Here is a 22,558-nt window from a genome sequence, read left to right as displayed (position 1 = left end):
TCCTGGGGGCAGGTCACTGGGGGCTGGGGAACTGCGAGTCGTGCATGACGTCGACGACGGAGCGCCCGGAGCGCACCGCGGCGACCATGTCCCGCTCGCGGGCGGCGATCCGCTCGGCGAGCTCGACCACCTGCTCGGCGAGGTCGGCGGGGACGACCACGGCGCCGCAGACGTCGGCGACGAGCAGGTCGCCGGTCCGTGCGGGGACGCCGCAGACGGTGATCTCCTCGTCCATGCCGAGCTGCACGATGCGGCCGCGGGCACTGGTGGGGACGACGGCCTTCCCGAACACCGGCAGACCGAGCTGCTCGCTCTCCCCGATGTCGCGGCAGGCGCCGTCGATGACGATCCCGGCGATCCCGACCTGGGTGGCGGCGGTGCTCAGGATGCCGCCCCAGGAGGAGACGTCGGTGCGGCCGCCGGCGTCGACGAGGACGACGTCCCCGCGCTCGGCGGTCTCGATCAGCTGGGTGCCGAGGTGGACCGTGGGCCCGGACCCGGGCTCCCGGGGCCCGACCCGCAGGGTCCGGACGCGGCCGACGACCACCCGGGGCACCGGCCACAACGGCCGCACCCCGGAGAGGACCCCCGCGCGCCCGTAGCCGTCGAGGGCGTCGGACAGCGCGCAGGTGTCGAGGGCCGCCAGCCGGGCCGGCAGCGAGGCCGGCCCGGCCGGCGAGCCGCTCATCAGACCAGCTGACGGACGACGCTGGCCGCGACGCACGCCGGCTTCGGCGAGCCCTCGACCTCGAAGGTCACCGTGGTCAGCACCTGGATGCCGCCCTTGATGTCGGTCACCTCGTCGATGACGGCCTTGGCGCGCAGCTTGGCGCCCACCGGCACCGGGGAGGGGAAGCGCACCTTCTCGAGGCCGTAGTTCACGCCCATGGTGAAGCCGGTGAACGCGTACAGCTGCGGCAGGAAGCGCGGGATCAGCGACAGGGTCAGGAAGCCGTGCGCGATCGGGCCGCCGAAGGGGCTCTCCTTCTTGGCGCGCTCCACGTCGACGTGGATCCACTGGTGGTCACCGGTGGCGTCGGCGAAGAGGTTGACCATCTCCTGGGTGATCTCGACCCAGTCGGTGGGGCCGACCTCCTGGCCGACCAGGCTCTTGACGCCCTCGATGCCGTCAGCGGTGATGGGGGTGGTCATGGGGTTCTCCTCGCTCGGTGGGGGCTGCTGTGAGGGGACTGCTACTGGGCGGACTCGGCCATGCGCCGAGCCCAGGACAGGTCGGCCTTGCCGGACGGGCTGCGCTTGAGCTCGTCGACGACGACCAGTTCGCGGGGCCGCTTGTGGTCGGCCAGCCGCTCGCCGACGTGGTCGCGGGCCTCGGCGTCGGTGAGCTGCGCACCGGGGCGCAGCGCGACGACGGCGACGATCCGCGAGCCCCACCGGGGGTCGGGGGCGCCGACGACCATGGCGTCCCGGACGGCCGGGTGGGTGAGCAACACCTGCTCGACCTCCTCGGCGAAGACCTTCTCGCCGCCGGTGTTGATCACCCGGCTCCCGCGGCCGTGGAAGACCACGGTGCCGTCGGCCTCGAGGCTGGCCATGTCGCCGGGGACGACCCAGCGCCGCCCGCCGATCTCGCGGAAGGTCTTCGCCGTCGCCTCGTCGTCGCCCTGGTAGCGGATGTGCTCGTCGACCGGCGCGGCCATCAGCCCGATCTCGCCGGAGCCCGGCGCCACGGGCCGGCCCGCGTCGTCGATGACCTGCGCGCCCGGGAAGAGCCGGAAGCGCGCGGTCTCGGTGGGGTCGCCGCGGCGGGTCTCCTGGACGGCGTAGGGCCCGCCCTCCGAGGAGGCGACCAGGTCGCGGCAGACCATGTCGGGGGCGTGCCGCAGCAGCCGCTCCTTGACGTCCGCGCTCCAGGTCACCCCCACGCTGATCATCAGCTTCAGGCCGGACAGGTCGTGGGGACGGCCGGCCGCCTCGGCGGCGTCCAGCGCGTCGGCCAGCGGCCGGGCGAAGACGTCGCCGACGATCGAGACGGTGTCGACCCCCTCCCGCTGCACGGTGGCCGCCAGCTCGTCGGGGTCGTAGGACCGCGACGCCAGGTAGACCACCCGACCGCCGGCCAGCAGGGCGCCCAGCGTGGTGTACATGCCGGTCGCGTGCATGAGCGGCGGCGCCGGCAGGCACACCATCGCGTCCCGGTCGAGACCGAGCCGCTCCAGCGCGGCCCGCAGCTCGTCGAGCGACTGCGGGACCGGCTCGCCGAGCAGCAGCAGGCCGTTGGCGCACACCGTGGCGAACAGGCCGGAGTGCCGGGAGAGCACGCCCTTGGGCCGCCCCGTGGTGCCGCCGGTGTACATCAGCCAGTGGTCGTTGCCGCGCTGGGTGCGCGGCGCCGGCTCGGCCGCGGCCACCGCCTGCTCGTAGTCGGCGGCCCACTCCGGCACGTCGTCCGGACCGCCGACCTGGACCAGTGCGCGCAGCCGCGGGAGGGACGGCCGCGCCTCGCCGAAGCGCTCGGCCAGGGCGGCGTCGAAGACGACCGCCTCGGCCTGCGCGTCCTCCAGCAGGCCGACGATCTCGTCCCGCCGGTACCGGTAGTTGACGTTCAGCGGCACCGCGCGCAGCTTCAGGATCGCGTAGACGCTCTCGAGGTACTCGATGCCGTTGTAGAGGGCGACCGCCACCCGCGACTCCGGGCCGATGCCCTGCGCGGCCAGGTGGCCGGCCAGCCGGGCGGCCCGCTCGTCGAGCTCGGCCCAGGTGCGGGTGCGCTCGCCGTGGCTGACCGCCAGCCGGTCGCGCCGCAGGTCCCCGACCGTCTCCAGGACGGTCGCCAGGCTCTCCTTCACGCCCCGTTCCCGGAACCGTCGAGGCCGAGCAGCCGGGCCGCGTTCTCCTTCATGATCTTCGGTCGCACCTCGTCCTTGATCGCGATCGAGTCGAAGTCCTTCATCCACCGCTCGGGCGTGATGACCGGGAAGTCGGAGCCGAAGAGCACCTTGTTCTTCAGCAGCGAGTTGGCGTACTGCACCAGCTGCGGCGGGAAGTACTTCGGCGACCAGCCGGACAGGTCGATGTAGACCTGCGGCTTGTGCGTGGCCACCGACAGCGCCTCGTCCTGCCACGGGAAGGAGGGGTGGGCCAGGATGATCTTCATGTCGGGGAAGTCGACGGCGACGTCGTCGACGTGCATCGGGTTGGAGTACTTCAACCGGATGCCACCGCCGGCGCGCTGGCCGGCGCCCACACCGGTCTGGCCGGTGTGGAACAGCGCCACCAGGTTGTGCTCGGCGATGACCTCGTAGAGCGGGTAGGCCATCCGGTCGTTCGGGAAGAACGCCTGGGTGTTGGGGTGGAACTTGAAGCCCTTCACCCCGTACTCGGTGACCAGCCGGCGGGCCGCGCGCACCCCGGCCGCGCCGCGGGCGGGGTCGATGCTGCCGAACGGGATCAACACGTCGCCGTGCTCGGCGGCGAGCTCGGCGACCTCCTCGTTGGTGGGCACCGGGTCCTCGCCGGTCTGCGACACGCTGTCGACGCCGAACACGACCGCGGCCATCTTGCGCTCGCGGTAGTAGTCGGCCACCTCCGGGACCGAGTACTGCGGCATCTTGCCGATGCCGAAGTACTCGCCCATGTCCTCGGCGTCCGCGGTGTACGCGGCGCCCTTCACCGACTTGTGCACGTGGGTGTGCACGTCGATGGCGACGATGCCGTCCAGGTCGATCCCCATGCCGGTCACTTCCCCTCGGGCTGGCCGGGGACGGTGTCCGGCTTGAAGGGCTGCAGGCGCGGGGCGAAGGTCGTCGGGAAGGCCTCGGCCAGCGCGTCGGCGCTCCAGCCGCCCTCGCGGACCTCGACGGCGACCTCGGTCGGGTGCGACCAGATCGCGATCCGGTCACCGCCGGCGCCGATGGCCTGGCCGGTGACGCCGGCGGCCTCGTCGGAGGCGAGGAAGACCACGAGCCCGGCGACGTCGTCGGGGGTGCCCAGGCCGCTGGCGCGGACGTCGGCCGGCAACTGCTCGCCGCGGTCGGCCATCTCCACCAGCTCGGCCATGCCCGGGATGGTGGCGACCATGCGGGTCAGGGCGACGGGGATGACGGCGTTGACCGTGGTGCCGCTGCGCTCCAGCTCGGCGGCCCAGGTGCGGACCAGGCCGACGATGCCGGCCTTGGAGGCGGTGTAGCCGGTCTGGCCGAAGCTGGCGCGCTGACCGGCCGGGGAGCCGATGAGGATGAGCCGGCCGTTGCCGCCCTGCTCCTTGAACTGCCTGGCCGCGGCCCGGCCACAGGTGAAGGTGCCGCGCAGGTGGGTCTCGACCACGAGGTCGAAGTCCTCGTCGGCCATCTTCAGCAGCGTGCGGTCCCGGAGGACGCCGGCGTTGGTGACCATGACGTCCAGCCGGCCGAACTCCTCGACCGCCTTGGCCACGAGGGCGTCGGCCGCCTCGGTGGAGCCGATGGCCGAGCCCTCGGCGACGGCGGAGCCACCCGCGTCCTGGATGGCCTTGACGGTCTCCTCGGCGAGCTCGACGTCGAGGTCGTTGACCACGACGGCGGCACCGGCCGCGGCGAGCGCCTTGGCGTAGGCCTGGCCGAGGCCGCGACCGGCCCCGGTGACGACGGCGACCTTGCCGTTCAGCTGCATGGGAGTCCTCTCGAGAGCGTGGCACGGTGGCGCACGGGTGACCGGGCGGCACGCGCCGGGCACCTGCCGCCTCCGGCAAGTTATTCACTTTCGTGGCGGACGTCAACGCGCGGTCGCAGAAAGCGGAAGGCGCGCCGGACCGGCCCGCGGAGCGCTCAGCCGCGGTCGGCGTCGGCGCCGCCGAGACGCTCCACGAGGCCGGCGGCGATGGCGGCCGCGCCGTGCTCGTAGCGGGTCCGCAGCCGCAGGGCGACGTGCTCGGCGCGGACGGCCGGCCAGTCGGCGGGCAGGTACTCCACCGGCAGGCCGGGGTCGTGGCGGCCCAGCAGCGTCCACTCACCGAGCAGCCACAACTGGCGGGCGAGGTCGTCGGGCGCGTCGGGCAGGGGGTCGGGCCGGTCCCACCGGGCGAGGAACTGCTCGTAGCCCCGGGCGATGGTGGCGACGTCCCAGGCGTCGTCGATGAGGTCGGGCACCTGGGTGGGCGCGGCGACGGAGGCGCGGAAGACCTTGAGGTGGTCCAGGACGTCGAGCTTGCGCACCAGGGCCTCGACGTCGACCTGGCGGGGGGCCACCCACAGGCCGTTCTGCAGCATGCCGAAGCCGGCCCACTGCAGGCGGGACCGCAGCAGGTGCCGGTCGGCCCGGCGGCTCTCGGGGAGGGAGAAGCCGAGCAGCGTCCACTGCCCGTCCCAGGTCCGGTTCACCGGCGAGCGCCAGGCGCGCTCGCCGCCCTCGGCCAGCTCGGCACGGGCCCGCGGCGTCGGCGACAGGAAGATGCGCTTGCCGCGGCGGTGCCGCTCGAGGGTGCCGCGGCGCAGCATGCGGCTCACGGTGGACCGCGCGGCGTGCTCGCCGACGCCGACGCGGGCGAGGGCGTCGATGAGACCGAGGGTCGGGACGGCGAGACCGGGCTCGGTCAGGTGGACGCCGCAGAACATGAGCACGTGCGTCTGCGGGCGCACGGGGGCCGGCGCGAGGGGGTCGGTCCCGCCCAGGCCGGGGAGCGCCTCGTGGACGTCGGACGCGAGGTCGTCGTCACCGGGCGGCGTCTGCGCCACGGTGGTCACGGCGCCGGGCTCCCCGACGCCGGTGCGGACGCGCTCCTCATCGTGCACTCCTGCCGTTGCGGGACGGTGTGCGCGGAGGATGGCGGCCGCGCCGGTCGACCCCGCCTCCCGCGGGGCGGCACGCCCGTCCCAACCTCCGCGACGGTGGAGAACAAGATACGCAGGATCGTGACGGCCGCCAGTAGTGTGCCTCTCATGGAGGAGAATCTGGCCACGGTCCTCGAGACGGTGGCCGACCAGCTGGGCGACGCGGTGGCCGTCGTGCACGGCGACCGGGTCCGCACCTGGGCCGAGCTGGACGACCGCGCCGCCCGGCTCGCCGCCGCCCTCGCCGCCCGCGGCGTGACCGCCGGCGACCGGGTCGGCATCGGCCTGTGGAGCAGCCCCGAGTACGTCGAGGCGGTCCTCGCCGCCTGCAAGGTCGGCGCGGTGCCCTTCAACGTCAACTACCGCTACCGCGCCACGGAACTCCGCCACGTGCTGGCCGACGCCGACGCGGCGGCGCTGGTCTTCGACGGGTCGACCGCCGCCGTGGTCGCCGAGGTCGCGCCCGGGCTGCCGGCCCTGGTGCGCGTCGGCCCGGCCGCCGAGGACGCCGGCGCCGTGGGCGAGGACCTCGAGCAGCTCCTCGCCGGCACCGCCGCGCTCCCCCGCACCTCCCGGCCCGACGGTGACTGGCTGCTCTACACCGGCGGGACCACCGGCCTGCCCAAGGGCGTCCTCACCCGACAGTCGACGGTCTTCTCGGTCAGCTGCGTGCCCAACGGGTTCGCGAAGTTCGGCATCCCGGCGCCCCGGACCCTCGAGGAGCTCGCCCGGCGCGCCCGCGAGTCGCGCGCCGAGCCCGACCGGCTGGTCACCTGCACGCCGACGCCGCTCATGCACGGCACCGGCATCTACACGACCCTCGGCACGCTGGTCGCCGGCGGCCGCATCGTCTTCCCGGCCTCGCGCTCCTTCGACCCCGACGAGCTGGCCGGCGCCGTGGCCCGGCACCGGGTCACCGACGTCGTCATCGTGGGTGACGTCTTCGCCGGGCCGCTGGTCACCGCCCTCGAAGCCGCGGCCGAGGCCGGGCGCCCGTACGACCTGTCCAGCCTGCGCCGGGTGGTCTCGGTCGGCGCCGTGTTCAGCGCGGAGAACAAGGAGGCCCTGCTGCGGCACGCCGACGTGGACATCACCGACGTCGTCGTGGCCTCCGAGGGCGGGCCGTACGCCCTGTCCCTCACCCGCCGCGGCGAGGTGAGCCCCACGTCGCGGTTCGTCCTCGCACCCGGCGCCCGGCTCCTCGACGACGACGGCCGGGACGTCGTCCCGGGCTCGGGCCGGGTGGGCGTGCTGGCCGCCCCCGCGCCACCGGAGGTGCACTACGCCGGAGACGCCGCGGCCAGCAGCGGCACGTTCCGGGTCGTCGACGGCGTGCGGTACTCCGTGCCGGGCGACCTCGCGCGGCTGGAGGCCGACGGCTCCCTGGTCTTCCAGGGCCGCGGCAGCCGGGTGGTCAACACCGGCGGCGAGAAGGTCCAGCCCGAGGAGGTGGAGCAGGTGCTCGTGCGCCACCCCGCCGTCCGTGACGCGATCGTGGTCGGCGTCCCCGACGCGCGCTTCGGCCAGCGGATCACCGCCGTGGTGGCGCTGGAGGAGGGCGCCGAGCCGACCGCCGAGGAGCTGCGGGCCGCCGTCGGTGCGGAGCTGGCCGACTACAAGCGGCCGCGCGAGGTCGTCTTCGTGTCGGAGGTGCGCCGCTCCCCCGCCGGGAAGGCGGACCTGCGCTGGGCCGGGCGGGTGGCGCGCGGCGAGGAGTGAGCGCGCTACCCGCGGGTAACCTCCGTGGCCATGTCGCTCGCGCAGCCGCCGGACGCCGACACCGCGTCCGACGTCCCGACGTTCGAGTCGACCGACCCGGCCTCGGGTGCGGTCGTCGGCGTCTTCCCCGTGCACGACGCGGCCACGGTCCGCGCCGCGGTCGAGCGGGCCCGCCCCGCCGCGGCGCAGTGGGCCGGCCTCGGTTTCGACGGCCGCCGGCGGCGGCTGGCCGCCTACCGCGGCCACCTCGCCCGGCGGGTGCACGAGCTGGCCGACCTGGTGCACCGGGAGAACGGCAAGCCGCACGCCGACGCGATCCTCGAGATCGCCCTCGCCGTCGACCACCTGGCGTGGGCCGGCGGGCACGCGCGGAAGGTGCTCGGTCCCCGCCGGGTCAACCCGGGGCTGCTCGCGGTCAACCACGCCGCCACCGTCGAGTACCAGCCGCTCGGCGTGGTCGGCGTGATCGGGCCGTGGAACTACCCCGTGTTCACGCCGATGGGCTCGATCGCCTACGCGCTGGCCGCGGGCAACGCCGTGGTCTTCAAGCCCTCGGAGCACACCCCCGCCGTCGGCGCGTGGCTGGCCGCCGCGTGGCGGGCCGCCGTCCCGGACGCCGCCGACGTCCTGCAGGTCGTCACCGGCCTCGGGGAGACCGGCGCGGCGCTGTGCCGGGCCGGGGTCGGCAAGCTCGCCTTCACCGGCTCGGCCCCGACCGGCCGGAAGGTGATGGCCGCCTGCGCCGAGACCCTCACCCCGGTGCTCATGGAGCTCGGCGGCAAGGACGCGATGATCGTCGACGACGACGCCGACGTGGCCGCCGCCGCCGACGCCGCCGTCTGGGGCGCGATGAGCAACGCCGGGCAGACGTGCATCGGCATCGAGCGGGTCTACGCCACCGAGCGGGTGTACGACGCCTTCGTCGCCGAGGTCGACGCCACGGTGCGCGCCCTGCGCCCGGGGTCGGACGACGCCGCCGCGTACGGGCCGATGACGATGCCGACCCAGGCCGACGTCGTCCGCCGGCACGTGGCCGACGCCGTCGCCGCCGGAGGGCGGGTGCTCGCCGGCGGGACGGTCGACGGCCGGTACGTCGCGCCGACGGTCCTGGTCGACGTCCCCGAGACGTCGATGGCGGTGTGCGAGGAGACCTTCGGCCCGACCATGACCATCACCCGCGTGCGCGACGCCGAGGAGGCGCTGGAACGCGCCAACGCCAACGCCCACGGCCTGGCCGGCGCGGTGTTCTCCCGGTCGCGGGCGCGCGCGATGGACCTCGCCCGCCGGATGCGCACCGGCATGACCTCGGTGAACTCGGTGCTCACCTTCGCCTCGGTGCCGGCCCTGCCCTTCGGTGGCGTGGGCGAGAGCGGCTTCGGGCGGATCCACGGTGAGGACGGGCTCAAGGAGTTCACCCGGGCCAAGGCGATCACCCGCCAGCGCGTGCCGTTGCCGGTGGACCTGATGAGCTTCGGGCGGCCGGCCGCGGCCGCCGACGCGCTGGCCCGGGTCATGGGGCTGGTGCACGGACGCCACCGGTGAGGGGCCGGGTCAGCCACACCGCCCCCTCGACGGAGGAGGACGGCGGGGCCTTCGACGTCGTCGTCGTGGGGGCCGGCTCGGCCGGCTGCACGCTGGCCGGGCGGCTCACCGAGGACCCGTCGCTGCGGGTGCTGCTGCTCGAGGCGGGGGGCTCCGACGACGTCCTCGAGGTGCGGGTCCCCGCGGCGCTGTACCGGAACTGGCGCACCCGGCGTGACTGGGGCTACACCACCGAGCCTCAGCCGGGCCTCGGCGGACGTCGGCTGTCCTGGCCGCGCGGCAAGCTGCTCGGCGGCTCGTCGTCGATCAACGCGATGATCTACGTGCGCGGGGGCCCGGCCGACTACGACGAGTGGGCCGCGCTCACCGGCGACGCGTCGTGGTCGTACGAGCACGTGCTCCCGCTGTTCCGGCGGTCGGAGGACAACGCCCGCGGCGCCGACCGGTTCCACGGCACGGGCGGTCCCCTGCGGGTGGAGGACCCCCGCTCCCCGCACCCGTGGTCGCGGGCCGCCGTCCAGGCCGCGGTCGCCGCCGGGTACCCGCGCAACGACGACTTCAACGGCGCCACGCAGGACGGCGCCGGCCTCTACCAGCTGACCCAGCGGCGGGGCCGGCGCTGGTCGGCCGCCGACGCCTACCTGCACCCGGCCACGGGCCGGCCGAACCTGACCGTCCGGACCGGCGCCCTCACCACCCGGGTGCTGGTCTCCGGCGGGCGGGCCACCGGCGTCGAGTACCGGCGCGGCGGCCGCGCGCACACCGCCTCCGCCGCCGAGGTGGTCCTCGCCGGCGGGGCGGTCAACTCCCCGCAGCTGCTGATGCTGTCGGGCATCGGCCCGGCCGCGCACCTGCGCGAGGTCGGCGTCGACGTCGTCCACGACCTGCCCGGGGTCGGCGGCGGACTGCAGGACCACCCGCTGGTGCCGGGCGTCTGGCGCACCCGCTCAGGCCGGTCGCTGCGGGGCGACGGGTCACCGTCGGGCTACGCGCGCTGGTTCGCCGCCCGCCGGGGCCCGCTGTCGTCCAACCTCGCCGAGGCGGGGCTGTTCGCCCGCTCGCGACCGGGCCTGGACGCCCCGGACCTGCAGTACCACTTCCTGCCGGTCGAGTTCTGGCCGCAGGCGGAGGTCGACCCCCACGTCGACGCGTTCACCGTCGCCACGGTGCTGGTGCGGGTGCACTCCCGCGGCACGGTGCGGCTGCGCTCGGCCGACCCGACGTGGGCGCCGGCGGTGGACCCGGGCCACCTCACCGACTCCCGCGACCTCGACGCCCTGGTGTGCGGCGTGGAGCGGGCCCGGGAGATCGCCGCGACCGGCCCCCTGTCCGCCGTCCTCGCCGAGGAGTGGTCGCCCGGGGCCCCGGTGCACGACCCGGACGGGCTGCGCCGCGCGGTGCGCGGCACCCTCGAGTCGTTGTCCCACCCGGTCTCCTCCTGCCGGATGGGCACCGACGACGACGCGGTGGTCGACCCGCGACTGCGGGTCCACGGCCTCGACGGGCTGCGCGTGGTCGACGCCTCGGTCATGCCGACGCTGGTGCGGGGCACCACCAACGCCCCGACGATCATGATCGCCGAGCGGGCGGCCGACCTGGTCGCCGGCCGCACCGTCGACCCGGCCCTCGCCGGGACCGCCTGACCCCTCGGAGAGGTCGGTCCCCGCCGCGGCAGGGACCGCCGACCCTGCCCCGGCCGGGCCCGCGGTGCTGCGATGGCCGTGCCCGGAGAACGGCGCGCTCGGCGGAGGCGCTCACCTCGGCGGCCTCCCCCGCACGCTGCCGGGCGACGGCTCGCGACGAGGGAGGACTGCCATGACCGCCACCGCCCCCACCCCGACCGCCGAGGGCACGACCTACACCCTCGAGGGACGCCTCCTGGAGGTCTGCACGTGTGACGCCATCTGCCCCTGCTGGGTCGGCGAGGACCCCGACGGGGGCGTCTGCGACTCCGCGCTGGCCTGGTACGTCGACTCGGGCACCGTGCGCGGGGTCGACGTCTCCGACCGCGCGCTGGCGTCGGTCACCCACATCCCCGGCAACGTCCTGGCCGGGAACTGGCGCGTCGCCCTCTACGTGGACGACCGCTGCACCGAGGAGCAGGAGAAGGCCCTCCTCGACGTGTTCACCGGGCAGCTCGGCGGTCCGATCGCCGACCTCGCCGCGCTGATCGGCGAGGTGGTCTCCGTGCAGCGGGCGCCCCTGACGTTCACCGTCGAGGAGGGCGCGGGGACGCTCCGGGTCGGGGACGTCGTGGAGGCCCAGCTGTCCCCCTTCCAGGGCGCCACGGGCCGCACGACCACGCTGACCGAGACGGTGTTCAGCACGATCCCCGGCTCCCCCGCCTGGCCCGGCAAGGCCACGGTCTACCGGCAGGCCGGGCGCATGCTCGGCCGCCCGGACATCGACATCTCGGGCAAGAACGCCCTCCAGGGCCACTTCCGGTTCACCGGCTGAGCAGGCGGCGTGACGACGGTGTCGCGGGCGGCGCCGGCCACGCGCCGCCTGCACGACCCCGCGCCGTTCCTGTGGGGCGTCGCGGGCGCGTGCTGGGCGGCCACCTCCGCACTCGTGCTCACCGGGGTGGCCGGGCACGACCACGCGCCGGTCGACGGCGGCTCGCCGTGGGCGGTGCAGGCGGCCGTGTTCCTGGCCGCCTGGACGGTGATGCTCGGCGCGATGATGCTGCCGACCCTCGTGCCGCTGGCCCGCCTGTTCGCGGCGGTCAGCGCGCGCGGGCCGCGTCCCCGCACCGCCCGGGCCGGCCTCTACGTCGGCTACCTGGCCACCTGGACCGCCGTCGCACCGGTCGCGCTGGCCGCCGCCTGGGGGCTGGACCGGCTGGTCGCGGCCTGGCCGGCGCTCGCCGCGCGCGACGGGCTGGTCCTCGGCGGGGCGCTCCTCCTGGCCGGGGCCTACCAGTACAGCAGGTTCAAGGACGCCTGCCTGACCACGTGCCGGTCACCGGCGTCCTTCCTGTGGCAGTCCTACCGACGCGGGTTCGGCGGCGCCGCCCGCCTCGGCGTCCGGGCCGGGCTGTGGTGCCTGGGCTGCTGTTGGGCGCTGATGCTGGTGCTGTTCGCCACCGGCGCCGCCAGCCTCGCGTGGATGCTCGTCCTCACCGCCGTGATGGTGGCGGAGAAGACCGCGCGCTGGGGGGCGCGGCTGGTCCGGCCGGTCGGGTTCGCCCTCCTGCTCTGCGGCGTCGCGGTCTGCTCCTCGGCGCTGTTCTCCCCCGCCGCGGCGCCGTGCCACCACGGGGTCTGTGCAGCACCGCCGGTCGGGAGCATGCTCGGGCACCCCGCCCGCTGACGCGATCAGGCCCGGGCCGAGGGCGTCGACACCTCCGTCTCCCAGGGCGACCTCGTCCGCGTGCCGACCGTGCGGCCCACCCTCGAGCACCCGGCCGAGGACCCCGTCCTCAGCCGTGCGCCTGGCCGGCCGCGGCCTGGGCCGGGGACGGCGGCAGCCCGACCTCGTCACCGGACGGGCCCGGCGCCGGCCGGCGGCGGATCGAGAGGGACATGACCGCGGCCAGCAGGCACAGCGCCCCGGCGCCGAACCAGGCGAGGTCGTAGGAGCCGGTGACGTCGCGGATGACGCCACCGCCGTAGGCCGCGACCGCCGCCCCGACCTGGTGGGAGGCGAAGACCCAGCCGAACACCACCGGGGCCCGCGCGCCGAAGTGCTCGCGGCACAGGGCCAGCGTCGGGGGCACCGTCGCCACCCAGTCCAGGCCGTAGAAGACGATGAACGCGATCATGCTGACGTGCAGCTCCGGCCCGAACAGGGGCGGCAGCAGGAACAGCGAGAAGCCGCGCAGCCCGTAGTAGGCCAGCAGCAGCACCCGCGGGTCGACACGGTCGGTCAGCCAGCCGGAGAACACCGTGCCGGCGATGTCGAAGACCCCGACGACGGCGAGCAGCCCGGCCGCGGTGGTCACCGGCATGCCGTGGTCGTGGGCCGCCGGGATGAAGTGCGGCTGCACCAGCCCGTTGGTCGACAGCCCGCAGATGAAGAAGCCGCCGGCGAGCAGCCAGAACGGCCGGCTGCGGACGGCGTCGAGCAGACCGCGCACCGCCGTCCGCGCGGCGCCGGTGCGCACCGCCGGCACCTCGTCGGCCGCCGTCCCGCCGTAGGGGACGACGCCGAGGTCGCGCGGCCGGTTACGCAGCAGCCACAGCACCAGGGGGACGACGGCGAGCGCGGCGGCCGTCGTGCCCAGGGAGGCCGAGCGCCAGCCCCAGTTCTGGTCCGCCCACGCCACCAGGGGGAGGAACACCAGCTGCCCCGTCGCGCCGCCGGCGGTGAGGATGCCCGAGACCAGCCCGCGGCGGGCGACGAACCAGCGGCCGGTCACCGTGGCGACCAGGGACAGCGCCATCGACCCGGTGCCCAGCCCCACGAGGAAGCCCCACAGCAGGACCAGCTGCCAGCTCGCCGTCATGAACACGGTCAGGCCGCTGCCGGTGGCCGTCAGCAGCAGGGCGGCGACGACGACCCGGCGGATCCCGAACCGCTCCATCAGCGCCGCGGCGAACGGCGCGGTGAGCCCGTACAGCGCCATGTTCACCGCCACGGCGGCCGAGATGGTCGACACCGACCAGCCGAACTCCGCCCGCAGCGGGTCGATCAGCACCCCGGGCACCGCCCGGAACGCGGCGGCGCCGACGAGCGCCAGGAAGGTGACGGCGGCGACCCACCACGCGGGGTGGATGCGGCGGCCGGTCACGGCACGGGGACGGTCGGTCGTCGTCACGACGAGGAGCATGACCGACGGCCGCCGGCGCCCGACAGTGGCCCGGAGGCCAACATGTGCAACGATCCGGCCATGACGCAGGGTCCCGGTCCGGCCCACGCCCCGCGGCACGAGGTCGCCGTCCTCGCCCTGCCGAACACCATCGCGTTCGAGCTCGGCCTCCCCCACCGGCTGCTGGAGTCCGCCGTCGACGCCGACGACCGGCGGCTCTACCGCGTGCGCGTGGCCACCCTCGACGGCGGCCCCGTGCGCACCTCGGCCGGGTTCGACGTGCTGCCGCAGCACGACGTCTCCCTGCTGGCCGAGGCCGCCACCGTCGTCGTCCCCGGGGTGTACGGCGGGCCGGCGATGCGCGACGGCACGCTCCCGCCGGAGCTCGCGGAGGCGCTGCAGGCGGCCGCCGGGCACGCCCGGCTGGTGTCGATCTGCACCGGCGCCTTCGTGCTGGCCGCCGCCGGCCTGCTCGACGACCGGCCGGCCACCACGCACTGGATGCACGCCGCGGCCTTCCGGCGGCTGTTCCCCGCGGTGCACCTGGACCCCGGGGTGCTCTTCGTCGACGACGGCGACGTGCTCACCTCGGCCGGCAACGCGGCCGGCATCGACCTGCTGCTGCACCTGGTCCGCCGCGACCACGGCAGCGAGGTGGCCAACCGGGCGGCCCGGCGCAACGTCGTCGCCCCGTGGCGGGAGGGCGGCCAGTCGCAGTTCGTCGAGCGCCCCCTGCCCGAGACCGGCGAGAGCGGCACCGCCGCGACCCGCGCCTGGGCCGCCGACCGGCTGGCCACCCCGCTCACCCTGGCCGACCTCGCCGGGCACGCCCGGATGAGCGTGCGCACGTTCACCCGCCGGTTCCGCGAGGAGACCGGACTCTCGCCGCTGCGCTGGCTGGCCGGGCAGCGGCTGGCGCTGGCCCGCCAGCTGCTCGAGTCCACCGACGCCCCGATCGACCGCGTCGCCGTCGACGCCGGGTTCGGCACCCCCGCCTCGCTGCGCCAGCACCTGCGGGCCAGCATCGGGGTCGCCCCCGGCACGTACCGGCGGGCCTACCGCGGCAGCGGTGTGACCGGACACTCCCAGGGGTGAGGGCACAGACACCGTCCGCGTCTGGTTGAGTACGACGTACCGGCGCCGCCCTCCGCTCATCCGGAGCTGCAGGACTCGACGTCGGGCCGAGGCTGCGCCACCCAGGCGCGCCCGGCTGTCCGACGTCCCGCTGACGACGTGAGCCCGCCCTGCCCGCGCAGGTGCGCCCGTGCTCGCGGTCGCCGGGCCGCACGGGCAGCCACACCGAGCGTCAGGAAGCCCGAATGACCTCGCACGACCAGTCCACGCCCACCGCCGACGGCGCCCCGCGCTCCCGCCGCCGCGGCAGCCGCGGTCGCGGCCGCCCCGCCGGCACGCAGCCGGCCGGCGCCCAGGACGCCGGCCCGCGGACCCACCCGCAGCCGGACCCGGTGCCCGCCGCCGTCGTCCCCGCCGGGGACGACGCCACCGTGGTCCCCACCGACACCACGTTCGCCGCCCTCGGCGTGCCCGCCCCGCTGGTCGAGGTGCTCACCGCCAGTGGCATCACCGCGCCCTTCCCGATCCAGGTGGCCACGCTGCCGGACACCCTCGCCGGGCGCGACGTCCTCGGCCGGGGCCGCACCGGATCCGGCAAGACCCTCGCCTTCAGCCTCCCGCTGGTCGCCCGCCTGGCCGCCTCCACGACCCGCCGGCAGCCCAGGCGGCCCCGCGCGCTCGTCCTGGTGCCGACCCGCGAGCTGGCCAACCAGGTCGCCGCCGTCGTCGAGCCGCTCGCCCGCGCCCTGGGCATGAGGACGACGACGGTCTTCGGCGGCGTCGGCCAGAACCCGCAGGTCCAGGCGCTCGCCGGCGGCATCGACGTGCTCATCGCCTGCCCCGGCCGGCTCGAGGACCTGATCGGCCAGGGCCACGCCGACCTCGGCGCCGTGGAGGTCACCATCCTCGACGAGGCCGACCACATGGCCGACCTCGGCTTCCTCCCCGGCGTCAAGCGGCTGCTCGACCGCACCCCGAAGGCCGGCCAGCGACTGCTGTTCTCCGCCACCCTGGACAACGGCGTCGACGTCCTGGTCAAGCGCTACCTGTCGAGCCCGACGACGCACTCGGTGGACCCCGCCGTCGCGCCGGTGGCCACCATGACCCACCACGTGTTCCGGGTGGACGCCGGCGACAAGGCGCAGGTCGTCAAGGAGCTGGCCTCCGGTCTGGGCCGCAGCGTGCTGTTCACCCGCACCAAGCACCAGGCCAAGAAGCTGGCCAAGCAGCTGACCGCCGCGGGCGTGCCCGCGGTCGACCTGCACGGCAACCTCAGCCAGAACGCCCGCGAGCGCAACCTCGAGGCCTTCAGCAGCGGGGCGACGCGGGTGCTGTGCGCAACCGACATCGCCGCCCGCGGCATCCACGTCGACGACGTCTCGCTGGTCGTGCACGTCGACCCGCCGGCCGAGCACAAGGCCTACCTGCACCGGTCCGGCCGCACGGCGCGCGCCGGGGCGGGTGGCACCGTGGTCACCATCGCCACGCCCGACCAGGCCGGGGAGGTGCGCACCCTGGCCCGCCAGGCCGGCATCACCCCCGAGGTGTCGGTGGTCACGCCGGGCGCCCGCGAGATCACCGCGCTGACCGGCCCGGCGGCGCCCTACGTCGAGCCGGCCCCCGCGCCGGCGCCGCAGCCCCAGGGGCAGGGCGGCGGCCGGCGTCGCCGGGGTGGCGGCGGCACCACCGGCGCCCCCACCGGTGGGCGCACCGCCGCCGCGGCCGCCGGTGGGCGCACCGCGGCGTCGGGCACCGGGTCCAGCGGGACCCGCGGCGGCTCCGGTCGTCCGGCCGGCCCGGCGCGCACCCGCGCCGAGCTCGCCGCGCGCGCCGGGACGCACTCGGCCGCGGGCTTCAGCGGCCGCACCCGCCGCGGCGGGCGCTGACCCGACCCCCGGGGGGGCCGGCCGGGCACGATTGGCCCCCGCGGTGGTGGGCACAGCAGGGGTCGTCCAGAGTGTGGTCGAACCCTGTCCGCCCTGATCAGCGAGGTACACCATGCGTCTGCCCATCACCCTGTCCGAGATCGGCCCCCGCATCTCGGCCGGCGCCTTCATCCTCAACAGCGGCTTGGGCAAGCGAGGCGCCGACGAGGGCACCGCGGCCGGCCTGCACGGGTTCGCGGCCGGCACCTACCCGTTCCTCAAGGACGTCCCGCCGCAGCAGTTCGCCAAGGCCCTGGCCTACGGCGAGATGGCGATCGGTGGCCTGCTGCTGGCCCCGTTCGTGCCGACGGCGGTGGCCGGCGCCGCGCTCACCGCGTTCTCCGGCGGGCTACTGGGGCTGTACCTGAACACCCCGGGCATGCGGAAACCCGGCAGCCTCGCCCCCACCCAGGAGGGCCTGGCCGTCGCCAAGGACGTCTGGCTGCTCGGCATCGGCGTCGGCCTGCTCACCCGCGGCACCATCGACCGGGAGCCGCGCCGGGTGCGCAAGGCCGCCAAGACGCTGGCCAGGGCCAACCGGAAGGCCACCCGCGCCGCCCGCCGGGCCGAGTGACCCCGGCGGGGGCGGCCGGCACCGGCCGCCCCCGCCGTTCAGCCGGGCAGGAACACCTGGCTGACGATCCGCCGCCGCCGGTCGCCACCGGGCTCCAGCGCCGCCCGCGCGGTGAGGACCGCGCGCAGGTCGGTGACCAGTCCGGCGAACTCCTCGTCACTGAGCCACAGCGCCACCTGCCGGTAGCCGACGCCGTCCCGGGCGAGGTCGAGCCGCTCGCTGCCCGCCCCGTCGACGTACCGGTCGAAGTCGGCCAGCAGCGCCGCCACGAAGGTCGCGAACGCGCGGCGGTGCTCCTCGGGACCCATCTCCGCGGCCGCCTCGGCGTCCACCGAGGCCGCCTCCGTCACCAGGCGGTAGCTGCGCTCGGCCGCACCGCGCACCTTCCGCTCCCCCACCACCGTCAGGACGCCGGCGTCGGCGAGCACGCCGACGTGCCGGTAGAGCGTCGCGGGCGGGACGTCGGGCAGCACCGCCCGCAGGTCGGTCGTGGTGAGCGTGCGGTCGCCGAGGAAGGCCTGGACGACGCGCAGCCTGCTCGCCGCCGCGCTGGCCGCTCGCGGTGGGCGGGCGGGGCACGGCATCGCCGGGGTGGTCCTGCTGTCGGGGAGCGCCACCCCCGGCGACGAGCTGCTGCGCTGGCAGGCCCGGCAGATCGCCCCGACGCTGCCGGCTCCGGTGCGGGCGCTGCTGCGGCTGTTCCGCACCGACCTGGAGGCGAGGGTCGCCGCCAACCACGCGCGCATCCGGGCGACGACGACCGACGTCGCCCGGCTCGGCGGCGCCCGCATCAACGCGCGCTGGCACCGGGAGTTCCTCGCCCACGACCCGCGCGCCGACCTCGCCCGGCTGCACCTGCCGGTCCTCGCGATCACCGGGGAGAAGGACCTCCAGGTGCCGGCCGCCGACCTCGACGTCGTGGCGGCGACGGTGCCCGGCCCGGTGGAGGTGCACCGCGTGCCGGACCTCACCCACACGCTGCGGCGACAGCCGGGTCCCGCCTCGCTGCGGTCCTACCGGGCGGAGCTGCGCCACCCGGTCGACGCCGACGTCCTGCGCACCGTCGTGGACTGGTGCGGTCGCACCGTGGGGTCACGGCCGCCTTCGGGAGATCTGTGAACCCCCAGTGAGGGGGTTCCCGCGGGTCCTACAACGTTGCAGTATCTGCGCCACGACGACTCCCGCCCCCCGAGCGGGGGCCACCGCCGGCCCCGAGGAGACTCCCCGTGCCCCACACCACCGGCCCCCGCCGCCCCGCCGCCCTCGTGCTCGCCCTCGGCCTGGGACTCAGCGCCTGCGGAGGGGACGACGGCGGCACCGACAGCGCGGCCGAGAGCACGACCAGCAGCGCCGCCGAGACCAGTTCCACCGCCGCGGCCCCCGGCTCGCCGGGGTCCTCGGCGCCGGCCGAGTCCGGCTCCGAGACGGTGACGGTGAACGCGGTCGACCTCGACTTCGAGCTGTCGGAGGACTCCTACTCCGCCGGCACCTACACCTTCGAGGTGACCAACACCGGCGCCATGCCGCACGACTTCATCGTCGAGCGGGACGGCGAGGACGTCGCGGGCACCGAGGTCCTCCAGCCGGGCGGCACCGCGACCCTCGAGGTGACCCTCGAGGAGGGCGACTACGTCTTCTACTGCAGCGTCGGCCAGCACCGGGCCAACGGCATGGAGACGGCGGTGACGGTCACCGCCTGACAGACAGCCTCCGGCCCGGCCGCCCCCCGTCGGCCGGGCCGGAGGTGAGGTCCGGGGGGCGGACGGCGGGACCCCCCGCTCGCCGTCCGGCCCCCGGACCGTCCTGCAGTTCCCACCGCGGGCCTGCCGGCGGTGGGGGCAGCAGGTCCTTCCTCAGTTCCCGCTGGAGAACGCGGCGTCGAACGCGGCCGCGGGCGGGTCGAAGGCCAGCCGGCGCACGAACGCCAACGCCTCCGGGGCGCCGACCAGCCGGTCCATGCCGGCGTCCTCCCACTCCACCGAGATCGGCCCGTCGTAGCCGATGGTGTTGAGCATCCGGAAGCAGGCCTCCCACGGGACGTCCCCGTGCCCGGTGGAGACGAAGTCCCAGCCGCGCCGCGGGTCGGCCCAGGGCAGGTGCGAGCTGAGCCGGCCGTTGCGGCCGTTGCCCACCTGGCGCTTCGCGTCCTTGCAGTCGACGTGGTAGATCCGGTCCTTGAAGTCCCAGATGAAGCCGACCGGGTCGAGGTCCTGCCAGACGAAGTGGCTCGGGTCCCAGTTGAGCCCGAAGGCCTCCCGGTGGCCGATCGCCTCCAGGGCGCGGACCGTCGTCCAGTAGTCGTAGGCGATCTCCGACGGGTGCACCTCGTGCGCGAACCGGACGCCGACCTCGTCGAAGACGTCGAGGATCGGGTTCCAGCGGGCGGCGAAGTCGGCGTAGCCGTCCTCGATCATCGACTCGGGCACCGGCGGGAACATCGCCACGGTCTTCCAGATCTTCGACCCGGTGAAGCCGACGACCGTCTCGACCCCGAGCTTGGCGGCGGCGCGGGCGGTGGCCTTCATCTCCTCCGCGGCCCGCCGGCGGACCCCCTCGGGGTCGCCGTCGCCCCACACGCGCGGGTGCACCATGCCGCGGTGCCGCTCGTCGATGGGGTCGTCGCAGACCGCCTGACCGTTGAGGTGGTTGGAGATCGCGAAGACCTGCAGCCCGTACTTCTCCAGCAGCGCCTTGCGGTCGGCGACGTAGGAGTCGTCGTTCGCGGCGCGCTCGACGTCGAGGTGGTCGCCCCAGCAGGCGATCTCCAGGCCGTCGTAGCCCCACTCGGAGGCCAGCCGGCACACCTCCTCGAACGGCAGGTCGGCCCACTGGCCGGTGAACAGGGTGACGGGGCGGGGCATCAGGTCTCTCCTCGCGGGTCGGTGGTCACTGGGGGATCCCGGTCCAGGCGGAGCCCGCGGCGGCACTGCGCTCGACCGCGTCGAGGACCCGCTGGACCTGGAGGCCGTCGGCGAACGAGGGGGTGGGGTCCTCCCCCTTGGCGATGGCGGCGACCAGGTCGACGACCTGGTGGGTGAAGCCGTGCTCGTAGCCCAGCCCGTGCCCGGCAGGCCACCAGGCGCCGACGTAGGGGTGGCCGGGCTCGGTGACGAGGATGCGGCGGAAGCCGGCGACCTCGGCGGGCTCGGTGCCGTCGAAGAACTCCAGGACGTTCATGTCCTCGAAGTCGAAGGCCAGGCTGCCGGCCGACCCGTTGACCTCGATCCGGATCGCGTTCTTGCGGCCGAGGGCGAACCGGGTGGCCTCGAAGCTGGCCAGCGCCCCGCCGCTGAACCGGCCGAGGAACAGCGCCGCGTCGTCGACGGTGACCGTGCCCATGCCCTCCCCGGCGACACCGGAGAGCGAGCCGGCGGCCGCCGGCAGCGGCCGCTCCTTGACGAAGGTCTCCAGCAGGGCGCTCACGCCGGTGACGCGCTCACCGGTGATGTACTGCGTGAGGTCGACGACGTGCGCGCCGATGTCGCCCAGCGCTCCCGAGCCGGCCTTGTCCTTCTCCAGTCGCCAGGACATCGGCGCGGCGGGGTCGGCGATCCAGTCCTGCAGGTACTGCGCGCGGACGTGGCGGATCTGCCCGAGCCGGCCCTCGGCCACCAGCTGCCGGGCCAGCCCGATCGCCGGCACCCGCCGGTAGGTGAAGCCGACCATCGACCGCACCCCGCGCTCGGCGGCGCGGGCGGCGGCCTCGGCCATCGCCTCGGCCTCGGCGACGGTGTTGGCCAGCGGCTTCTCGCACAGGACGTGCTTGCCGGCCTCGAGGGCGGCGATCGCGATCTCGGCGTGGGTGTCGCCGGGGGTGCAGACGTCGACGAGGTCGACGTCCTCCCGCTCCAGCACCCGGCGCCAGTCGGTCTCGGTGGCGGCCCAGCCGAGCCGCTCGGCGGCCGCGGCGACGCGGGCGGGGTCCCGGCCGGCCAGCACGGCCAGCTCCGGGTGGAGCGGCAGGTCGAAGAAGTGGGGGGCGGTGCGCCAGGCCTGCGAGTGCGCGGCGCCCATGAAGGCGTAGCCGATGAGGCCGACGCCGAGGGTGGGGGTCATCCGGGGGCTCCTCGGGTGAGCGGGGTCGCCGGGTGGGCACGGTGCCCACCCGGCGACCCCACGTCGGTCAGGACTCGAAGGCGCGGTCGATGTACTGGTCGACGTTCTCCGCCGTCACGACCGGGGCGTTCAGCACGATCTGGCGCGGGACCTCCGGGGAGACCAGGTCGGAGAACGACTTGTCCTGCGCGATCAGCCGGGCCAGACGGATGCCGTCGGCGGCCTGGGTGTGCGGGTAGATGACGGTCGCCTGCAGCACGGACTCGCCGGACTGGATCTCACGCATGGCGTTGGCCGAGCCCGCACCGCCGACCATGACGAACTCGTCGCGGCCGGCGTTCTGGATCGCGGCCAGGACGCCGACGCCCTGGTCGTCGTCGTGGTTCCACAGGGCGTCGATCTGCGGGGCGGCCTGGAGCAGGTTGGCCGCCGCCTCCTCACCGCCCTCGACGGTGAAGTCGGCCGCGACGCGGTTGGCGACGGACAGACCGCACTCGCTGAGCGCGTCGGCGAAGCCCTGGCTGCGGTCCTGGGTCAGCGGCAGGGAGTCGATGCCGGCGATCTCGGCGACCACGGCGTTGGGGTTGTCCCCCACCTGCTCGCAGACGTACGTGCCGGCCGAGACGCCCATGCCGTAGTTGTCACCGAGGATCGTGGCGCGGGCGGCGAACGGGCTGTTGAACTCGCGGTCGACGTTGATGACCGGGATGCCGGCCTCCATCGCCTGCAGCGCGACCGGGGTCAGCGCGGCGCCGTCGAAGGGCAGCAGCACGATGGCGTCGACACCCTGGTTGATGAACGTCTCGACCTGGCTGATCTGCGTGCCGACGTCGTTGGTGCCCTCGGCGACGGTGAGCTCGACGTCCTCGTACTGCTCGGCCGCCGCGCGGGCGGCCTCGGTGATGCCGGCCATCCAGCCGTGGTCGGCGGCCGGTGCGGAGAAGCCGATGGTGACGGTGTCGCCGGTCTCGTCGTTCGAGCTGGCGACGTTGTTGCCCCCGCCGCCGGAGCTCTCCTCCGGGGTGTTGCTGGTGCAGCCGGCCGCCAGGGCACCGGCGCCGACCAGGGCGACGGCGGCGTGGGACAGGCGACGGTACGGGCGCAGCCTCGCTGCAGACATGCTCTCTCCTCGGGTATCGCCTCCCTGGCT

The 22,558-nt window shown here is 75.3% G+C and carries 21 protein-coding genes; 10 read left to right on the top strand and 11 right to left on the bottom strand.

The features are described from left to right. Positions 1-13: 13 nt before the first annotated feature. The 6 genes from ACI78V_RS07965 to ACI78V_RS07940 form a co-directional block, all read right to left on the bottom strand. The gene (locus ACI78V_RS07965; RefSeq protein ID WP_456850298.1) at positions 14-688 is read right to left on the bottom strand and encodes an RraA family protein; all 675 of its coding nucleotides are present in this window, start codon (positions 686-688) and stop codon (positions 14-16) included. Beyond that, complete coding sequence (locus ACI78V_RS07960; protein ID WP_456850297.1) at positions 688-1,152, bottom strand: MaoC family dehydratase; 465 nt, start codon at positions 1,150-1,152, stop codon at positions 688-690. The genes ACI78V_RS07965 and ACI78V_RS07960 overlap by 1 nt, the downstream gene beginning before the upstream one ends. 41 nt (positions 1,153-1,193) lie before the next feature. Then, positions 1,194-2,810, bottom strand: coding sequence for an AMP-binding protein (locus ACI78V_RS07955; protein ID WP_456850296.1), 1,617 nt, complete (start codon positions 2,808-2,810; stop codon positions 1,194-1,196). Further along, on the bottom strand, positions 2,807-3,694 hold the full coding sequence (locus ACI78V_RS07950) for an amidohydrolase family protein (RefSeq protein WP_456850295.1): 888 nt from the start codon (positions 3,692-3,694) through the stop codon (positions 2,807-2,809). Before ACI78V_RS07950 ends, ACI78V_RS07955 begins: the two co-directional genes overlap by 4 nt. A 5-nt stretch (positions 3,695-3,699) precedes the next feature. Further along, positions 3,700-4,611, bottom strand: a complete 912-nt coding sequence (locus ACI78V_RS07945) for an SDR family NAD(P)-dependent oxidoreductase (protein WP_456850294.1) — start codon at positions 4,609-4,611, stop codon at positions 3,700-3,702. Positions 4,612-4,766: 155 nt separating this feature from the next. Further along, complete coding sequence (locus tag ACI78V_RS07940) at positions 4,767-5,681, bottom strand: PaaX family transcriptional regulator (RefSeq protein WP_456850293.1); 915 nt, start codon at positions 5,679-5,681, stop codon at positions 4,767-4,769. A gap of 195 nt (positions 5,682-5,876) precedes the next feature. On the opposite strand from ACI78V_RS07940, the gene ACI78V_RS07935 reads away from it, so the two are divergent. From ACI78V_RS07935 to ACI78V_RS07915, 5 genes are all read left to right on the top strand, one after another. Further along, positions 5,877-7,487 carry an AMP-binding protein gene (locus tag ACI78V_RS07935; protein WP_456850292.1) on the top strand — a complete coding sequence of 537 codons (1,611 nt, stop codon included), beginning with the start codon at positions 5,877-5,879 and terminating at the stop codon, positions 7,485-7,487. A 30-nt stretch (positions 7,488-7,517) separates the two neighbouring features. Continuing rightward, a complete protein-coding gene (locus tag ACI78V_RS07930; protein ID WP_456850291.1) occupies positions 7,518-9,029 on the top strand; it encodes an aldehyde dehydrogenase family protein in 1,512 nt (503 codons plus the stop codon). Continuing rightward, positions 9,026-10,672 (top strand): GMC family oxidoreductase, encoded by a 1,647-nt coding sequence (locus ACI78V_RS07925; RefSeq protein ID WP_456850290.1) that lies wholly within the window; start codon positions 9,026-9,028, stop codon positions 10,670-10,672. The genes ACI78V_RS07930 and ACI78V_RS07925 overlap by 4 nt, the downstream gene beginning before the upstream one ends. A gap of 172 nt (positions 10,673-10,844) precedes the next feature. Next, entirely contained in the window at positions 10,845-11,486 is a 642-nt protein-coding gene (locus tag ACI78V_RS07920) for a DUF1326 domain-containing protein (protein WP_456850289.1), read from the top strand. Positions 11,487-11,495: 9 nt separating this feature from the next. Further along, the gene (locus ACI78V_RS07915; protein ID WP_456850288.1) at positions 11,496-12,341 is read left to right on the top strand and encodes a DUF2182 domain-containing protein; all 846 of its coding nucleotides are present in this window, start codon (positions 11,496-11,498) and stop codon (positions 12,339-12,341) included. 109 nt (positions 12,342-12,450) lie between these two features. On the opposite strand, the gene ACI78V_RS07910 is transcribed toward ACI78V_RS07915, so the two are convergent. Further along, entirely contained in the window at positions 12,451-13,788 is a 1,338-nt protein-coding gene (locus ACI78V_RS07910) for an MFS transporter (protein WP_456850287.1), read from the bottom strand. 72 nt (positions 13,789-13,860) lie between these two features. Here ACI78V_RS07910 and ACI78V_RS07905 point away from each other — a divergent pair, with 72 nt between their 5' ends. The 3 genes from ACI78V_RS07905 to ACI78V_RS07895 all read left to right on the top strand — a co-directional run bounded on the left by ACI78V_RS07905 (position 13,861) and on the right by ACI78V_RS07895 (position 17,352). After that, a complete protein-coding gene (locus ACI78V_RS07905) occupies positions 13,861-14,874 on the top strand; it encodes a GlxA family transcriptional regulator (protein WP_456850286.1) in 1,014 nt (337 codons plus the stop codon). 224 nt (positions 14,875-15,098) lie between these two features. After that, on the top strand, positions 15,099-16,739 hold the full coding sequence (locus tag ACI78V_RS07900) for a DEAD/DEAH box helicase (protein WP_456850285.1): 1,641 nt from the start codon (positions 15,099-15,101) through the stop codon (positions 16,737-16,739). A gap of 112 nt (positions 16,740-16,851) precedes the next feature. Continuing rightward, positions 16,852-17,352: a hypothetical protein gene (locus ACI78V_RS07895; protein ID WP_456850284.1), complete on the top strand. Its 501-nt coding sequence runs from the start codon at positions 16,852-16,854 to the stop codon at positions 17,350-17,352. Between the two features lie 38 nt (positions 17,353-17,390). On the opposite strand, the gene ACI78V_RS07890 is transcribed toward ACI78V_RS07895, so the two are convergent. Beyond that, positions 17,391-17,936 (bottom strand): helix-turn-helix domain-containing protein, encoded by a 546-nt coding sequence (locus ACI78V_RS07890; protein ID WP_456850283.1) that lies wholly within the window; start codon positions 17,934-17,936, stop codon positions 17,391-17,393. On the opposite strand from ACI78V_RS07890, the gene ACI78V_RS07885 reads away from it, so the two are divergent. Beyond that, a complete protein-coding gene (locus ACI78V_RS07885) occupies positions 17,845-18,471 on the top strand; it encodes a hypothetical protein (RefSeq protein WP_456850370.1) in 627 nt (208 codons plus the stop codon). The two genes, ACI78V_RS07890 and ACI78V_RS07885, sit on opposite strands and share 92 nt — an antisense overlap. 107 nt (positions 18,472-18,578) lie before the next feature. Continuing rightward, positions 18,579-19,052, top strand: coding sequence for a cupredoxin domain-containing protein (locus tag ACI78V_RS07880; RefSeq protein WP_456850282.1), 474 nt, complete (start codon positions 18,579-18,581; stop codon positions 19,050-19,052). A 153-nt stretch (positions 19,053-19,205) separates the two neighbouring features. Here the strand turns inward: ACI78V_RS07880 and ACI78V_RS07875 are convergent, their stop codons facing one another. The 3 genes from ACI78V_RS07875 to ACI78V_RS07865 form a co-directional block, all read right to left on the bottom strand. Next, positions 19,206-20,213 carry a sugar phosphate isomerase/epimerase family protein gene (locus ACI78V_RS07875; protein ID WP_456850281.1) on the bottom strand — a complete coding sequence of 336 codons (1,008 nt, stop codon included), beginning with the start codon at positions 20,211-20,213 and terminating at the stop codon, positions 19,206-19,208. Positions 20,214-20,238: 25 nt separating this feature from the next. Beyond that, complete coding sequence (locus ACI78V_RS07870) at positions 20,239-21,408, bottom strand: Gfo/Idh/MocA family protein (RefSeq protein WP_456850280.1); 1,170 nt, start codon at positions 21,406-21,408, stop codon at positions 20,239-20,241. Between the two features lie 67 nt (positions 21,409-21,475). Further along, positions 21,476-22,528 (bottom strand): substrate-binding domain-containing protein, encoded by a 1,053-nt coding sequence (locus tag ACI78V_RS07865; RefSeq protein WP_456850279.1) that lies wholly within the window; start codon positions 22,526-22,528, stop codon positions 21,476-21,478. Positions 22,529-22,558: the final 30 nt, after the last annotated feature.

The organism is Geodermatophilus sp. SYSU D00742, from assembly GCF_054049935.1.
Note: the sequence above shows the minus strand (reverse complement) of the source record. Positions and strands in the feature narration are given on the sequence as shown.

Excerpts from the sequence above, each read along its gene's own strand:
- ACI78V_RS07965 (WP_456850298.1), bottom strand. The coding sequence starts at position 688 with ATGAGCGGCTCGCCGGCCGGGCCGGCCTCGCTGCCGGCCCGGCTGGCG.
- ACI78V_RS07960 (WP_456850297.1), bottom strand. The coding sequence starts at position 1,152 with ATGACCACCCCCATCACCGCTGACGGCATCGAGGGCGTCAAGAGCCTG.
- ACI78V_RS07950 (WP_456850295.1), bottom strand. The coding sequence starts at position 3,694 with ATGGGGATCGACCTGGACGGCATCGTCGCCATCGACGTGCACACCCAC.
- ACI78V_RS07945 (WP_456850294.1), bottom strand. The coding sequence starts at position 4,611 with ATGCAGCTGAACGGCAAGGTCGCCGTCGTCACCGGGGCCGGTCGCGGC.
- ACI78V_RS07935 (WP_456850292.1), top strand. The coding sequence starts at position 5,877 with ATGGAGGAGAATCTGGCCACGGTCCTCGAGACGGTGGCCGACCAGCTG.
- ACI78V_RS07930 (WP_456850291.1), top strand. The coding sequence starts at position 7,518 with ATGTCGCTCGCGCAGCCGCCGGACGCCGACACCGCGTCCGACGTCCCG.
- ACI78V_RS07920 (WP_456850289.1), top strand. The coding sequence starts at position 10,845 with ATGACCGCCACCGCCCCCACCCCGACCGCCGAGGGCACGACCTACACC.
- ACI78V_RS07905 (WP_456850286.1), top strand. The coding sequence starts at position 13,861 with ATGACGCAGGGTCCCGGTCCGGCCCACGCCCCGCGGCACGAGGTCGCC.
- ACI78V_RS07900 (WP_456850285.1), top strand. The coding sequence starts at position 15,099 with ATGACCTCGCACGACCAGTCCACGCCCACCGCCGACGGCGCCCCGCGC.
- ACI78V_RS07895 (WP_456850284.1), top strand. The coding sequence starts at position 16,852 with ATGCGTCTGCCCATCACCCTGTCCGAGATCGGCCCCCGCATCTCGGCC.
- ACI78V_RS07890 (WP_456850283.1), bottom strand. The coding sequence starts at position 17,936 with ATGCCGTGCCCCGCCCGCCCACCGCGAGCGGCCAGCGCGGCGGCGAGC.
- ACI78V_RS07875 (WP_456850281.1), bottom strand. The coding sequence starts at position 20,213 with ATGCCCCGCCCCGTCACCCTGTTCACCGGCCAGTGGGCCGACCTGCCG.
- ACI78V_RS07870 (WP_456850280.1), bottom strand. The coding sequence starts at position 21,408 with ATGACCCCCACCCTCGGCGTCGGCCTCATCGGCTACGCCTTCATGGGC.
- ACI78V_RS07865 (WP_456850279.1), bottom strand. The coding sequence starts at position 22,528 with ATGTCTGCAGCGAGGCTGCGCCCGTACCGTCGCCTGTCCCACGCCGCC.